Raw genomic sequence first — 16,341 nt, forward strand, 5'->3', positions numbered from 1 at the left:
AGATCATCGTTGCCGCCAGCGATGGCGTGGTCTGCCTGCCGGCCCGGGTCGACGTCGCGCCGCTGCCGGTCGCGCCCCAGGCGCCAAACCCCGGCCCCGAGGCCGAGATGGAAGAAGAGGTACTGGCCGGACACTGCCGGCAACTGATCACCGAGGTGCTGGCCAAGCTGGTGAACATGGCGCCCGAGCGTTTGCAGCGCGACACCGCGTTTGATCGCTATGGCATCGATTCCATCCTGCAGATCAGCCTGATCCAGGCGCTGGAAAAAAGCGCCGGCGAGCTGTCGCGCACCCTCTTGTTCGAACACAACACCATCAATCAGCTGACCCGCTACCTGGTGGCCGAACACCGGCCGGCGCTGACCCGTCATTTTGCCCCGCAACTGGCCGAACGCCCGGCACCGCTGGCACGGGCCGAGGTGCCGCTGCCGGCCCGTAGTCACACCCAGCTACGGCCCGCGCCGCATGCCTCAGGCAGGGTCGAGCCTCGGGCTGGGAGCCGCGATATCGCGATTATCGGGGTCAATGGGCGCTATCCGATGGCGGCTGATCTGGACGGGTTCTGGGACAACCTGCGCAACGGTCGCGACTGTATCAGCGAGGCTGGCGCTCAGCGTTGGTCAGCGGCCTTGAATGGCGATCAACGCTACTACGGCGGTTTCCTGGACCAGGTCGAGGCCTTTGATCACCAGCTGTTCGCGATTTCCGACGCCGAGGCGCAGCACTGCTCGCCGCCGCTGCGGCAGATGCTCGAAGTGGCCTGGCTGACCTTCGAGAGCGCCGGTTACAACAGCGATGCCCTGGCCCGGTTCCAGCAGGACGACACGCAGGCCATCGGGGTGTTCATCGGCTCGATGTACAACCCGTCCTCGCTGCGCGAGGACCCAGCTGCACAGGCGGCGATCAAGGCCAATGTCACCGACTGGCAGTTGCCCAACCGGATTTCCCACGCGTTCGATCTCAAGGGCCCGAGCCTGGCGGTCAACAGCGCATGCGCCAGTTCCATGTCGGCGATTCATCTGGCTTGCCAGAGTCTGTTGCAGGGCGAGTGCGCGATGGCCATGGCCGGTGGCGTCAACCTGATCCTCGATCCGTCCCGCTACCAGACCCTCAAGCTGGCCAATCTGCTGGGCAGTGGCCAATCGAGTCGCGGCTTTGGCCAGAGCGACGGCATGCTGCCGGGGGAGGGAGCCGGCGCCGTGCTGCTCAAACCATTGGCAGCGGCCGTGGCCGATGGCGACCGAATCCATGGGGTGATCAAGAGCACCGGCGTCAATCATGGTGGCGGCAAGCTGCAGTACTCGGCCCCCAATACCCGCCAGCAAGCCCGCCTGATCGCCCAGACCATCCAGCGCGCAGGCTTGCAGCCGGCGCAGATCAACTACGTGGAAGCGGCGGCCAATGGTTCGGAACTCGGCGACCCGATTGAAGTGGCAGCGTTGAAAAAAGTCTTTGCCGAACTGGCGCCGGGCAGCTGCGCGCTGGGCACGCTGAAGTCGAACATCGGTCACCTTGAGGCCGCCTCGGGGATCTCCCAGCTGACCAAGGTGCTGCTGCAACTGCAGCATCAAATGTTGGCGCCCTCAATCAATGCCGAGCCGTTGAACCCGCATATCCGTCTGGACGGCAGCGCCTTTTACCTGCAACAACAGGCGTCGTCCTGGGCCACGGATGACAGCGGCCAGCCGCGCCGCTGCCTGATCAACTCCTTTGGCGCAGGCGGCACCTACGCCAGTCTGGTGCTGGAGGAGTATCAGCCAGCGCGACCAGCACTGAGCCCCATGCCCGGCGAGCAACTGCTGATCGTCGCCGCAGCCAGCCGGGGCAGCCTCTTGGCCTATCTGAACAAACTTCAGGGATTAATCGATGGGAATCGGCCTATCGATCTGTCAGATCTGGCCTACAGTTTAGCCCTGCGCGAACAGCGTCTGGCTCATCGCGCCGCCTTGGTGGTGGATGACTGCCAGCAATTGCGGGCACGCCTGACATTGTTGTTGGCCGGCACGCCGGATAACGGCTGCTGGCTATCACCGCTGGATGGCATTGAAGAGGCTGAGCCGCAAATCGCCAGCGGATCACTGGCGCAAAAGGGCGAAGCCTGGTGTCGCGGCGCCGAACTGGATACTTCGGCGCTGTTTCCCCAGGGCGGCAATCGAATGCAACTGCCCGGTTATGAGTTTGAGCATCCACCGGCGCCGCCCCAGTCGGCCACGGCGCCCAGCGCGTTGTTCTCCAGTGATCTGTACCGGCGCATCAGCGGCGGTGAGCTGGACGCCGCGCAGTTTGCCCAGTTGCTCACCGGCACCACCACTGAACAGGGAAGGTTATGAGCCAGATTGAAGACACCACCGCAACCGCGCAGAGCACGGCCGACGCTGCCCAGCCGCGGCTCAAGGCTGCCCGACCACTGGCGGCCAGCATCAAGATCAAGGACGGATTCCCGGTGATGCCCGGCAAGATCCCCTTTCTCGGGCACGTGCACAAGATTGGCAAGGACGCCCTCGGCGAGTTGCGTCAGGCCGAGGCCGCGTGCGGGCCGATGTTCTGGACCTATTTCGGCAGCCAGTTGCCGGTGCTGCAAATCGTCGACGAGGCGGGGCTGGCGATCCTGCAGAACAAGTACACCGACAATTCATTCCTGCGTGAACAGATGCCGGTGATTACCGGGGAGGCGATGAACGCCTTCGATGGCCCGCGCCACCGCAATGCACGCAAGGCCAGCACCGATGCCTTCACCCCCAAGGGCCTGACCCGCGCCAAGGTGGGCCAGTTCATCGTGGAAACCATCGATCAGCGGCTCAAGCACTGGAGCCGGGAAAACCAGCTGGCGATTTTTCCCCAGACCAAGGACATCGCCCTGGAAGTGGTATTCCGGATTCTGGGGATTGCAACCCACGAGCTGGAGTTGTGGCGTCACCAGTACGAGGAGTTCTTCCTCGGCATGATTCCGTTGAAGATCAATCTGCCCGGTTTTCCGGCGTGGCGCTGTCGCAAGGCGCGGGGCTGGCTGGAGCAGCGAGTGGCGCAGATTGTCGCCACCACACGGGCCAACAATGATCACGACAGCCTGGTGGGGGCGATGATCCTGGGCCGCGATGAACAGGGCAACGGCCTGTCCGAAGTCGAACTGGTGCACAACATTCTCGGGCTGGGGTTTGCCGGTTCGGAAACCACCGCGGCGGTGATGGCCTGGTCGGCGCTGATGCTGTCGCAGCATCCGGATGTCTGGCAGCAGCTGTGCGAGCAGGTCGCCGGGCTGGAGAGCCTGCCGGTGACCCACGAGGAACTGGTCAGGCAAGTGCCGCTGGCTGAAGGGATATTCCGTGAAACCATGCGCCTGTACCCACCGGCGCCCTTTGAAATGCGCAAGGTGCACACCGAGTTCGAGTTGCTCGGGCAGAGGATTCCCGCCGGGGTCATGGCCGGGGTCAGCCTGCTGCACGTTTCCCGCAATCCCGAACGCTACCCGGACCCCGACAGCTGGCGACCGGAGCGCTGGCTGGGCCTGGACCGTGCGCTGAATCAGGTGGAAACCTGCCAGTTCGGCGGCGGCCCCCATGCCTGCCTCGGGCGCCATGTGGCGGCGCTGGAGATCACCCTGTTTATCGCCATGCTGGCCCGGGAGCTGGGGCCCAAGGGCAACGTGCCGCGCCTGGTGGGCAAGATGCCGCCGCCGGCCTACCTGCCGTTCCTGCGGCCCTCGAACAAAGCCTTCCTCGACTTCAGCGGCGCCTGAGGCGGCAAGGCGCAGAGTCGATTTCGTATTGCGAGCACTATCAGAACCAAGGATTGGAGAGAGCAGTGGACAGTAAAATCAGGGTTCTGCATGGCAAGATCCAACGGCAGGAAATCAGTGTCGAACAAGCGGCGCTGGAGTTCGAAAGGCTAAGGGCCGAGGCGCTGCAAGAGCCGGCGCCACGACGGATCGAAGCGCCACCGGCCAATGCCGAGCTCAGCGCCGCCGCCGTGTATCACTACGATGAACCGTGCCTGCGCGATCACCAGTTCAATCACCAGCAGATACTCCTGGGGCTGACCTACGCCAGCCTGGCGCTGGAGCACGGGCTGGGCCAGCTCAGCGAGGGCCAGGTGCTGCAGTTGCAGAGACTGACGTTTGCCGCGCCCATGGCCCTGGCCGCAGGCGAACAGCTTGAAGTGGCGATCCGTGCCGGGCAGCCCGGGTTCGAGGCCGTGTGCCGGCGCACGCCGCTGGAGCCTTGGCAGGTGGTGGCCATTGGCGAATTGTTGGCGGTCGCGGCGGCGTCCCTGCCAATGAGCTCCCCGTCAGTGCCGCCAGCTGAGCTGCGCGCCGGCATGACCGCGGTGGAACTGGAGTCGATCTACCGGATCAGCGAGCAACTGCACATTGGCCAGAGCTATCGCACCCTGCAAGCGCTCTACCTGCAAGCCAACGGCCGTGAGGCGGTGTCGCGGGTGCTGCTCAAGGATAAGCGCCACTACGCCTTGCATCCATTGCTGATCAACAGCGCCTTCATGACCCTCATTCCCCTGTTGGCCGCGGAGCAACTGGCCAGTCATTACATTCCCCTGGGGATCAAGTCGCTGACGTTTCATCGGCGCCAGGCCCCGGCCAGCGGTTGGATTCATGCCCGTTTGCTGAAGAACTCCGGCGAACTGCTGTTGTTCGACGCTGACTTGTACAGCGACGACGGCGCATTGATTGCCCAGTTCAAGGGCTGCTCGCTCAAGCGCCTGCGCAGCGCCGACCTGGTTGCCCCTGAGGCGCCGCACCGGACCGGCAGTGCCGCCGCGGTGGAAGACTATCTGCTGGCTCAGTTGCACGGCATTGGCGCGAACCAGGTGGGCAAGCAGCAACGCCTGCGCAACCTGATGGACCTGGGGCTCGAATCCGTGCAACTGGTGCAGTTGGCGCAGTGCATCGCCAGCGCGGCGCAGATCGAACTGGAAGCCACGGTGTTCTTTGAGTACCCGAGCCTCGCCGAGCTGGCGACGTTTCTCTGGCAGGAACACCCCACGGCGTTCATCAGGCTGCTGGAGGAGCAGAGCGGGGCGGCGGTGCAAGTGCAGGTCGACTGGCCAGCGCAGCCTGTGACGGGGCCCGACGTGATCAGCCAAACCCAGGCCACGCCCCAGGCGGGCAAGCTGCCCCAGAGCGATATCGCCATCATCGGCCTGCACGGGCAGTTCGGCGAAGCCGGGGATCTGGATCAGTTCTGGCGCAACCTCTGGCAGGATCTGGAGCTGATCAAGCCGGTGCCGGCAGATCACTGGGACATCGAGCCCTGGTTCGACGCCGATCCCGAGGCCCAGGACCGGACCTATTCGCGCTGGGGCAGCTTCATCGCCGACGTCGACCAGTTCGACGCCGGCTTTTTCAACCTGTCGCGCCGCGAAGCCCAGTGGATGGACCCGCAAGTGCGGCTGCTGCTGCAGAGCGCCTACACCTGCGCCGAACATGCCGGGGTGATTGCGGGGCTGCGCGGCAGCAACACCGGGGTGTTCATCGGCTCTTGCTTCAACGAATACCTCGACAAGATCAGCGAACTGGGTCTGCCGATGGACCCCTACATCGCCACTGGCAGCGGCACCATCGCCGCCAACCGGATCTCGTTCTGGTTCGACTTCAAGGGGCCGAGCCTGATGTTCAACACCGCCTGCTCCTCGTCGCTGGTGGCGTTGCATGCCGCCTGCATGGCATTGCGCAACGGCGAGTGCGGGATGGCCTTGGTCGGCGGCAGTAACTTGCTGCTGTCGTCCTGGCACTATCGCTACTTTTCGGCGATCCGTGCGCTGTCGCCAACCGGCCGCTGCCACACCTTCGACGCGCGCGCCGATGGCTATGTGCCCGGTGAGTGCGTCGCCACGCTGTTGCTCAAGCCACTGGCACAGGCACTGGCCGATGGCGATCCGATCCATGGCGTGATCAAGGGCTCGGCGGCCCTGCATGGCGGCTACACCCCCTCGCTCACCGCGCCGAGCGTGGCCGGGGAGGAAAACGTCATCGTCCAGGCCTGGCAGAACGCCGCGATCGATCCGCGCACCCTGAGTTACATCGAGGCCCACGGCACCGGCACCCGGCTCGGCGACCCGATCGAGATCAACGCGCTCAAGCGCGCCTTTGCCCGCTACACCAACGACCGGGGTTTCTGCCATATCGGTTCAGTGAAGGCCAACATCGGCCATACCGAGGGCGCTGCCGGCATTGCCGGGGTGCTCAAGGTGCTGCTGCAGATGAAACACAAAAAGCTGCCGGCACTGGGGCATTTCCAGCAGCACAACCCCCATATCAAGCTCGAAGACTCGCCGCTGTTGATCGACACCCAGGGCTGCGACTGGCCGGAACAAGCCACGCCGCGGCGCGCGGGCGTCAGTTCATTCGGTTTTTCCGGGACCAACGCCCATGCGGTGCTGGAGGAGTATCGCGAGCAACGCACGTTCGCCACGCACCAGGGACAGACGGTGCTGGTGCCCTTGTCCGCGCGCAATGAACAGCGTCTGCAGCAGCAGGTGGTGCGCCTGCTCGACTACCTCAAGCAACACAGCCCTGACCTCGCCGCGCTGGCTTATACCCTGCAAACCGGGCGCGAAGCCATGGCGGCCCGGGCGATTTTCAGCGTGGACAGCCAGGAGCAACTGCAACAGCAACTGCAAGCCTGGATCGATGGCCAGCGCGCCGACCCGCCAGCCGTGCCGCTGATGACCTGCGAACAAGCCCTGGCTGCAGCTGACTTGGGGCAACTGGCGGCGCTGTGGCTCGCGGGGGCAGACACTGAGAACGGCATCGACTGGGCGCAGCTCTATGGCAGCGGACGCCGTCCCGCGCGCATCGGCCTGCCGGGCTACGCCTTTGCCAAAGACCGTTACTGGCTGGAAGCGCCGACACCCACCGGCGCAACCACGACGCCTGAGACCTCGCTGCTCACCTGTAGCGAACAGTGGCAGGACGTCGAGGAACCCATTGGCGGCGCCGGGATCAAGCGGCTGATCTGCCTGTTGGCCGAGCCAGGTCTGCGTCGGCAACTGGCCGATGAGGTCCAGGCCCTGAGCCCGGACACCGAGCTGCTGTTCGTCGCGCCCGGCCCGCTCAATGAACGTGACCAGGAGGGCCATTACCGGGTGGCGGTGCATCACCCGCACCTGCTGCAGCAAGGGCTGCAGCAGGTGCTGGGCAGCGCCGTTGCGACCCGGGTCCTGTATCTGTGGGCCATGGACGATCGCCGCTGGATCAGCGACAGCAGCCCGATTGTCGCCTTGCTCAAGGCCATGGCTGTCACCGCCGTGCCGGTGGCGCGACTGTTGCTGGCAGGCCGGGCCAGCAATGGCCTTGAGCGTTGTCACCTGGAGTCCTGGATCGGCTTTGAACGCTCCCTGGGCAGCCTGATGGCGTGCGCCGTCGAGGTGGCCATCGACGAGGCCATCGACGTGCCCGGCGCGGGTGCCGACGAGCGTCGCTGGTTGCAGCGCCTGTGGCGGCAACTGAGCGGCCAGCCGACGGGCAGCCGGCTGTACCGCGACACACGGTCCCAGCGCCCGGTCCTGATAGCGGCCCCCGTGGAAGCTGCCGCCGAGCCGCTGGCCCTGGACCCACTCAATACCCTGCTGATCACCGGCGGCCTCGGCGAACTGGGCTTGTTGCTGGCGGGCGAGCTGTCGAACCGCGCACGACTGCGCACTGACGGTCAATTGCAGTTGTTGCTTAACGGTCGCTCGCCACTGTCGGCCACCACCCGGGCACGGATCGACGCACTGAGCCATGAGCACTGCCGGGTGTTCCATGTCCAGGCCGATTGCGCGGATCGCTCGGCGCTGACGGCGGCATTGGCCCCGGTACTGGCGCAGAGCGGGCCGATCGATGGCCTGATTCATGCGGCCGGTCTGCAGGCCAGTGGCAGTGTTCTGGCCAGTTCGCCAGAGGCATTCGCCGCAGTGCTCAATGCCAAGATCGGGGCCACTCAGGTGCTGGACCAGGTGCTGGCGGAGCAACCCCTGGCGTTGATCTGTCATTTCTCCTCCAACTCGGCGTTGCTGGGGGATATGGGCGCGTGCAGCTACGCAATGGCCAACCGTTTCCAGCAGGCCTATGCCCGTTACGTACAGCGTGGGCGTGCCCGGCGGGTGGTGGCGATCAACTGGCCGCTGTGGCGCGAGGGCGGCATGGCACTGGGCGAGCGCGAGTCCACCGAGTTCTACCTCAAGTCCAGCGGCCAGCGCATGCTGGAAAGCGCCGAGGGCCTGGCATTGCTGCGCCAGATTGTCGGCAGCGATATGCCGCAGGTCCTGGTGCTGGCAGGCCAACCGGCGCGCTTGCAACAGCTGCTGGAGGGGATCAATCAACCGCCGGCCAAAGCCGCGGCTGGCCGCCCGGCCGCCGTTCTGCCACGCGCCCCGGCCCACAGTCGCCCCGAACTCAAGGGCTTGAGCCTGGAACAATCCCTGGCCTGGGACCTGCGGGAACTGGCAAGCCGGCCGCTGCAGGCCGAACGGCAGAGCCTGGGGGAGGCGTGCAACCTCGCCGACTTCGGTTTCGACTCCATCAGCCTGGCCGAATATGCCGGGCTGTTGAACCGTCACTTCGGCCTGACGTTGACCCCGGAAGTGTTTTTCAGCCATTCGACCCTGGCCAAGCTCGCCGCGCACTTGCTGGCGCAGCACCGCCAGGCGGTTGAAGCCTGCTACCTGCACCCCGCGTCTGGCCCGCAAGCCGAGCCAGAAGCACAAGCAGAAGCACAGCGAGAAACACAGCCAGAACCACAACCCGAAGCACAACCGGCAGCACTGACGAGCTCTGCCAGCGCCTCAGCCCCGGCCACCGAGGCCATGGCCATCATTGGCATCAGCGGCCGCTTTCCCGGTGCCCGCACAACCGATGAGTTGTGGCAGGTGCTGGCCGAGGGCCGTGACATGGTCGGCGAGATTCCGCCCGAGCGTTATGACTGGCGCGAGCATTATGGCGACCCCCGGGAAAACCCGGCCAAGACCCGCTGTATCTGGATGGGCAGCGTGCCGGGGATCGACGAGTTCGATCCGCTGTTTTTCGAGATTTCACCCCGCGAGGCCACCCACCTCGACCCCAGGCAGCGCCTGCTGTTGCAGGAGTCCTGGAATGTCCTGGAGGACGCCGGTATTGGCCCGCGTCAGTTGGCAACCCAGCGCGTCGGCATGTTCGTCGGGGTCGAGGAGGGCGACTTCCAGCGCCTGGCGGGCGAAGAGAGCCTGACCTCCAGCCATAACGGCATTCTGGCCTCCAGGCTGGCGTACTTTCTCAACCTCACCGGGCCCACCATGGCCATCAACACCGCCTGCTCGTCGGCTTTGGTGGCCTTGCATCAGGCGGCCTCCAGCCTGCGCAACCAGGAATGCGAGATGGCCATCGCGGCCGGCGTCAACCTGATCTTTTCCGCGGATGCCTTTATCGGCATGACCCAGGCCGGGATGCTCTCGCCGGATGGCAAGTGCTTTGCCTTCGATCATCGGGCCAACGGCATGGTGCCGGGGGAAGCGGTGTGCTGCGTGCTGCTCAAGCCCCTGGCCCGCGCCGAGGCCGATGGCGACCGGATCTACGGCACATTGCGCGCCAGCGGCCTCAACTACGACGGCAAGACCAACGGCATTACCGCCCCCAGCGGAGTGTCCCAGCAGCGTTTGCTGGAAGAGGTTTATCGCCGCGCCGGGATCGATACCCAGGCGGTGGACTACATCGTCACCCATGGCACCGGCACCCAGTTGGGCGATCCGGTGGAGATCAACGCCCTCAACGATGCCTTTGGCGGCAACAGCCCCGGCCATTGCGCCCTGACCTCGACCAAGACCAACCTGGGCCATACCTTCGCCGCATCGGGGCTGGTCAGCGTCATCAGCCTGTTGCAGGCGCTGCGCCACGAAACCATTCCGGCCAGCCTGCATTGCGAGCAGGAAAACCACTACATCCAGTGGCAACAGAGCCCGTTCTACGTCAACAAGGCCAACAAACCCTGGCCCCAGGCCGGACGCGACCGCGAACGCCTTGGCGCGGTCAGTGCCTTCGGCATGAGCGGCACGAACGCCCACGTGGTTGTGCAAAGCTACAGTCAGCGCGCCGACGACGCGGCACTGCGGCGTCCCTGCTACGTGCTGGTGCTGTCGGCCAAGACCGCCGAGGCCCTGGAGGAAAAAGCCGCACAACTGAATGTTGCGCTGGAGCAGGGCGGTTACCAGGATGCGCAGATGCCTGCGATTAGCCATACCTTGCTCGAAGGGCGGCATCACTTTCGCTATCGCCTGGCACTGGTGGCCGCGGATCTGGAAGAAACCCGCTACGGCCTGCAGTGCTACCTGGCCGGCGAGAAACGGCCCAACCTGTTTGCCGGTGAAGTGGAACGCGACTTTGCCCCGCGCAAAACCGTGGTGCGCTACATCGAGCAGTTGCTGGACGACAGCCTGACCTGCCATGACGACGAGCTGCGCGAACTGTTGTCGGGGCTGGCGGACTGCTACCGCCAAGGTTATGAGATCGACGGCCGGCGCCTGTTTGCGGCGCCGCCCACTCGGGTTTCGCTGCCCGGTTATCCGTTTGCCCGCGAGCGCTACTGGCCCCAGGCGCGCCCGCGTTCGGCCGCCGCTGCCGGGCAGGCCAAAGAGCACCTGCACCCACTGCTGCAGCGCAATGTCTCAACCCTGGCGCGCCAGTGTTTTGTCAGCCGTTTCAGCGGTCGGGAGCGCTTTCTGGCGGATCACCGAATGGGCGATCAGCTGATTTTCCCCGGCGCCGCGTACCTGGAAATGGCTCGCGAAGCGATTGTCCAGGCCAGCGAGCGGCCCATGCAGCAGGTCACGCTGCGCAACCTGGTGTGGTTGCGGCCGCTGGCCTTTGCCCAGGGCGCAGGCGCTGGCGAAGTCGAGCTGTTCTGTGAGTTGACGCTCAGCTCGGGGGACAGCCTGTCATTCAGGATCTACAGCCTCGACGGCTCGGTGCAGCAGTTGCATGCCCAGGGCGATGCGCTGCTGGCCGATGTTGCACCCCCCATGCCGGCGGCGCTGGATCTGTCGCAACTGGCCGCTGAGTGCAACCTCGGCGAGCGTAGCCATGACGCGTTGTATCGCGACTTCGAGTCCATGGGTGTGCATTACGGCAGCAGCTTCCGGGCGGCCGGGCAGATCCTCATTGGCCAGAACCGGGTGCTCGGCCAGTTGTCCAGCGCAGCCCTTGATCCGCAGATGGATGGCGTGCCCTTGCCCCCGGGGATACTCGACAGTGCGCTGCATATCGCCACGACCCTGGGTGCCGGGCAACAGGCGGCCGCTGCGGCACTGCCCTTTGCCCTGGAAAGCCTGCGTCTGTACGGCTCGCTCGAACAATCCCTGCGCCTGGCGCCGTTGACGGTGATCGCCAGCCGCCGCGCCATGCCGGATGGCGCGGCGGTGGACAAGGTGGATCTGCAGATTTGCAACCATGCCGGCGCATGCCTGCTGCACCTGGAGGGCTTCAGTTCGCGGCGCACCGGCGTTGACGCCCCGGCGGTGTCCACATTGGCGCCGCGGGCGAGCGGCGAAGCACTCGGCCGTTTGATCCGCACCCCGTACTGGCAACCCCTCGACAATCCAGGTCAAGCGCTGCCCAGCGATGCCCGGCCCCAACTGCTGCTGTTGGGGCTGCCAGACGCGGTCGTAGCGGATGTGCGGCGTCAGTTCGGCCCGCAAGTCAGCGTATTGCCCGGTGCACCGGGGGCGAGCGGCGCGGCGCACTACCAGACAGCGGCACTGGCCCTGCTTGAGTGCTTGCAGCAACGCCGCGCCGGGACTGGAGATTACCTGCAACTTTATGTCGGCCAGGGCCAGGACGACCTGCGCCTGACGGCCCTGGACGCGTTGCTGAGTACGGCAATGATTGAAAACTGCGAACTCAAGGCCCGGCTGGTGGCGGTGGACCCTGACATGGGCGACGCGGCCATGAGCCAGGTCATCGCCCGGCAGAGTCGCTTTCATTGCGGGCAACGGGTGCGGGTCTTCGCCAGCGGCAGCCTCTACGCCCATCAATGGCGCGAACTGGCCGTGCAGCCGGCGCACGCCGATGAACCCGGGGCATTTCGCGATGGCGGGGTCTATGCCATCACCGGAGGGGCCGGCGGCCTGGGCCTGGTGTTCGCTAGGCAGATCGCCAGCAGTTGCCGCAACCCGGTGCTGTACCTGGCGGGGCGTTCCCAACCCAGTGCGGCGGCTCAAGGGATGTTCGAGCAACTGCAGGCGCTCGGTGCCCGGGTTGTGTACCGGTCGCTGGACGTCAGCGACGCCGCGGCGGTCAGCCAGTGGATGGACGGCATTTACGCTGAACAGGGCCAGTTGCACGGGCTGATCCACAGCGCGGGGGTCATCCGCGACAGCCTGATCATGCACAAGTCCGCCAGCGACTTTGCCCAGGTGCTGGCGGCGAAAGTCGCCGGTATCGAGAACCTGGATCAGGCCATCGGCGAGCGACCGCTGGACTTTATGCTTTGCTGTTCGTCCCAGGCGGCAATGGGCAACCTGGGGCAAGCGGACTATGCCAGCGCCAATGCCTGGATGGACGCCTACATGCATTACCGGCAGAACCTGGCCGCCGATGGCAAGCGCAAAGGACGCTCGCTGAGCATCAACTGGCCGTTGTGGCGCGACGGCGGCATGGGCCTTGCGCCGGTGATCGAACAACAGCTGCGCGAACAGTTGGGCATCGTTCCGATGCCACAGGCCGAGGGCCTCGACAGTTTGCGCCAGCTGTTGACCCAGCCGGTCCACCCTCAGGCCTGGGTGGTGTATGGCCAGTTGTCGCGGCTGGCGGGCATTGGCCTGACGCCCGCTGTCCCGGTGCAGGCTGCGCACCAGCCTGCACCGCAGCCGGCCAGCGGCGCGGCGCAGTTGAGCGACAGCGAGCTGCGCACCTACATCGCGGCTTTTGTCACCCGGATCATCGCCAAGGTGACTCAGATCGATGAGGCGAAAATCCATCCGGCAGAAAAGTTCGAGGTCTACGGCTTTGATTCGATCATGGCCGTGGGGGTGACCCATGAACTGGAAAAACACCTGGGCTCACTGCCCAAGACCCTGTTGTTCGAACACGTCAACATTGCCGGCATGGTGGAGCACTTCGCGGTCAAGTATCGCCAGCGCTTTGCCGCGCTGCTGGCAGATGAGCAGCAACCGCTGCCGGCCGCCGGCCCTGCGGCGCCTTCAGCGCAGCCACTGGCTGGCAAGCGTTTCGCCGTTGCCAGCAGCACGGCCACCTCGCCCGCCCCAGAGCCGGTGGAGGACAGTGACCTGGCGCAGTACGTCGCGGTGATCGGCCTGGGCGGCTATTACCCCGGTGCGGACAGCATCGACCAGCTGTGGCAGAACCTGGCCAACGGCGTCGATTGCATGAGCGAGTTCCCCGCCGAGCGCTGGGATCACCGCAAGCTCTACTACAAGAACCGTGATGTGCTGGGCAAGAGCACCTGCCTCAACGGTTCCTTCATCAAGGACGTGGACAAGTTCGACTACAGCTACTTCAAGATGCCCAAGGTCTATGCCGATCACATGTCGCCGGAAGTGCGACTGTTCCTGCAAACGGCGGTGCACACCTTCGAAGACGCCGGTTATTCGCGCGAAACCCTGCAAAGCCGCTATGGCGGCAACGTCGGCGTGTTGCTCGGTGCCATGAGCAACGACTACCACTACTACGGTTTCGAACACAATCTGTCCGGCGGTTCGATCGCGTCCGGCTCGGGCATGGCCACCATCCCGATGACGGTGTCGTATTTCTACGGGCTGACCGGCCCCAGCCTGTTTATCGACACCATGTGCTCGTCGTCCTCGACCTGCATTCATAGCGCCTTCCAGATGCTGCGCCACGACGAGACCATGATGGTGCTGGCCGGTGGCCTGAACCTGATGTACCACCCCTACACGGTGGTCAACACCTCACAGGGCAACTTCACCTCGATCACCTCGCAATCGGTCAACAGTTATGGGGTGGGCGCCGACGGCACGGTGATTGGCGAAGGGGTGGGAGCGGTGCTGCTCAAGCGTCTGGACCGGGCGATCGCCGACCGCGATCAGATCTACGGGGTGATCAAGGGCTCGGCGATCACCAACGCCGGCGAACGCAACGGCTTCAATGTGCCCAACCCCGACCTGCAGACCCTGGCGATTCGTCAGGCAATGGAGCAGGCCAAGGTGCACCCGGCGTCGATTTCCTATGTCGAGGGCCACGGTTCCGGCACCCGCCTGGGGGACCCGATCGAGGTGCTGGGGCTCAAGAATGCCTTTGCCGTCGACACCGACGATAAGCAGTTCTGTTACCTGGGTTCGATCAAGTCGAACATCGGCCACCTGTTGGCCGCCTCGGGCGTGGCCGGGCTGACCAAGACCCTGCTGCAACTCAAGCATGGGCACATTGCGCCATCGATCCATTCCGGTGTGCTCAACCAGGACATCGACTTTGCCGATACGCCTTTCATGGTGCCGCAGCAGTTGACCCAATGGCGTCGCCCGGAGCGGCTGATCAATGGTGAACTGCAGCGCTTTCCACGGCGGGCCGGATTGACCTCGATTGCCGCCGGGGGCATGAACGCTCACCTGATCGTCGAGGAATATCCGCAGCCGGCAGACGCCGCCGGGCAGATCGCCGAGGAGCACCTGGCGTTTGTGTTCTCGGTGCACAAGCTGTCGCTACTGGTGGAAAACCTCAGCCGTCTGCGCGACTGGCTGGCCAGCAGCGACGCCTCGCTGGCACAGATCGCCTACACGCTGCAGGTTGGCAAGAACAACCTGCGCAACCGCCTGGTGATCCGTTGCGACAGCCGCCAGGCGCTGCTGGAGGCGCTGACCGCCTGCATCGACGGGCAGTACGGCGGCAACACCTTCTACCGCTTCCAGGAAACCGCTGCGGCGCAGCTGCCCGAGGGCGACGGGCCTTTGACTTCACGCTTGAAGCAGTGGCTGGGGGGAGACAATCAGGTCGATTGGGCCAGCCTGTATCAGCGCCAGCCTCAGCGCATCAGCCTGCCGGCCTACGCGTTCGAAAAAAACCGCTGCTGGTACACCGAACCGGACTACGAGTCGGCCATCATCAATCCGCTGATGTTCACCGGAAAACTGCACCCCCTGGTGGCCGAGAACTGCTCGACAACCCAGCCCGGCGCACTGTTTCGCACCGACTTCGTCCCGGCGCAATTGCTCGATTACCTGTACCAGGCACCCGGTGGGCAACGCATCAGCGCCTTCAACTTTGCCGATGTGGCCCTGGCGATGCCGGCGCTGGTGTCACGGTTTGCCGGCTGCACCCTGTCGGTGTCCTGTGCGTTCGAGCACTTCGTCGCCGACTGGGCAAGCGTCAGCGGGCTCGCGTATCGCTTGCTGGAAATCGATGAAGGGCAGTTGGAGCTCGAGTTCGATGTGCAACGTCCGGGGCAACCGTCACTCAACCTGGGGTTTGCCCTGATCAACCCGCTGACCGGCAACGAACCGGCACTGGCCCAGTCGCTGCTGGACGCTGCCAGTGAGTTGCTGAACCAGACGCAGGCTGACGCCAGCTTGAGCGACGCCGATATCAGCCAGCGACTGGCCCAGGCCGGTTACGACTTTGCGCCTTACCTCGATCACCAGGGCAGGGGGGCCATCAGCCGCAGCGGCTTGCTGCTGGAGGGCCGGCCACCGATCAATCGGCACAATCACCATGCCGACAACCTGCAGCTGTCGCCCTACCTGGCGACCACCCTCGACAAAGCGCTTTATCTGCTGCTCGAAGAACTGGGACTGCCACAGGCTCGGGTCATCGTGCGCAACATCGAGCAGCTGTGTTGCTACGAGCCGCCCGCCGGGCCGTTTTCGGTGGTGCTGACGCAGATCGACCTCAGCGGCGACGCCCTGGGGTTCAGCGTGCTGGTGCTCGATCAGCAGGCGCGGATCTGCCTCAAGGCCGATCGGGTCAGCTTGCACCTTGGCGAACAGGAGCGGGCGCATGTCCATCGGGATCACCCCTGGCTGGCGGGGGCGCTTGCCGACGACGCCGGCGTGCCGGTCGCTCCCAGGCCGCAGCCCGTGGCCACCACGCCCCCGGCGCAGGATGGCCAGGCTGAAGCCGCCTTCGGCACGCAGATTCTGGCGTTTATCCAGCACCAGTTGCAGCACAAGCTGGGGTTTGCGCCGCAGGAGATCGGCGAGTCGGCGCAGGTCCATGACCTGGGGCTGGATTCGATCATGGTGATGCAGCTGACGGACAGCCTGAACAAACACTTCGGCACCCGGCTGATGCCGGACCTGTTCTATGAAAAGCAGCAGTTGGGCGAGCTGGCGGCAAAACTGCAAGCGGTCCAGGAACCATTGCATTGATCTGAAGAATTGACCCGGCTGGCCAGGCCGCCGGGTAAA

Annotated in this window: 3 protein-coding genes (1 of these 3 cut by a window edge); all 3 read left to right on the forward strand. The window is 65.0% G+C overall.

Translation table 11 applies throughout. The features are described 5' to 3' along the window. Positions 1-2,330, forward strand: the 3' portion of a protein-coding gene (locus J5M73_RS06525; protein WP_207815149.1) for an SDR family NAD(P)-dependent oxidoreductase. 9,817 nt of this gene lie to the left of the window's left edge; 2,330 of the gene's 12,147 nt are visible here — the last part of the coding sequence; its start codon lies beyond the left edge, outside the window; it ends in the stop codon at positions 2,328-2,330. Then, the gene (locus J5M73_RS06530) at positions 2,327-3,736 is read left to right on the forward strand and encodes a cytochrome P450 (protein WP_102865047.1); all 1,410 of its coding nucleotides are present in this window, start codon (positions 2,327-2,329) and stop codon (positions 3,734-3,736) included. Before J5M73_RS06525 ends, J5M73_RS06530 begins: the two co-directional genes overlap by 4 nt. Positions 3,737-3,801: 65 nt before the next feature. After that, positions 3,802-16,302, forward strand: a complete 12,501-nt coding sequence (locus J5M73_RS06535; RefSeq protein ID WP_207815161.1) for an SDR family NAD(P)-dependent oxidoreductase — start codon at positions 3,802-3,804, stop codon at positions 16,300-16,302. Positions 16,303-16,341: the final 39 nt, after the last annotated feature.

Origin of the sequence: Pseudomonas sp. 50_B (assembly GCF_017491625.1) — a bacterium.
GTDB classification, from domain to species: domain Bacteria; phylum Pseudomonadota; class Gammaproteobacteria; order Pseudomonadales; family Pseudomonadaceae; genus Aquipseudomonas; species Aquipseudomonas danubii.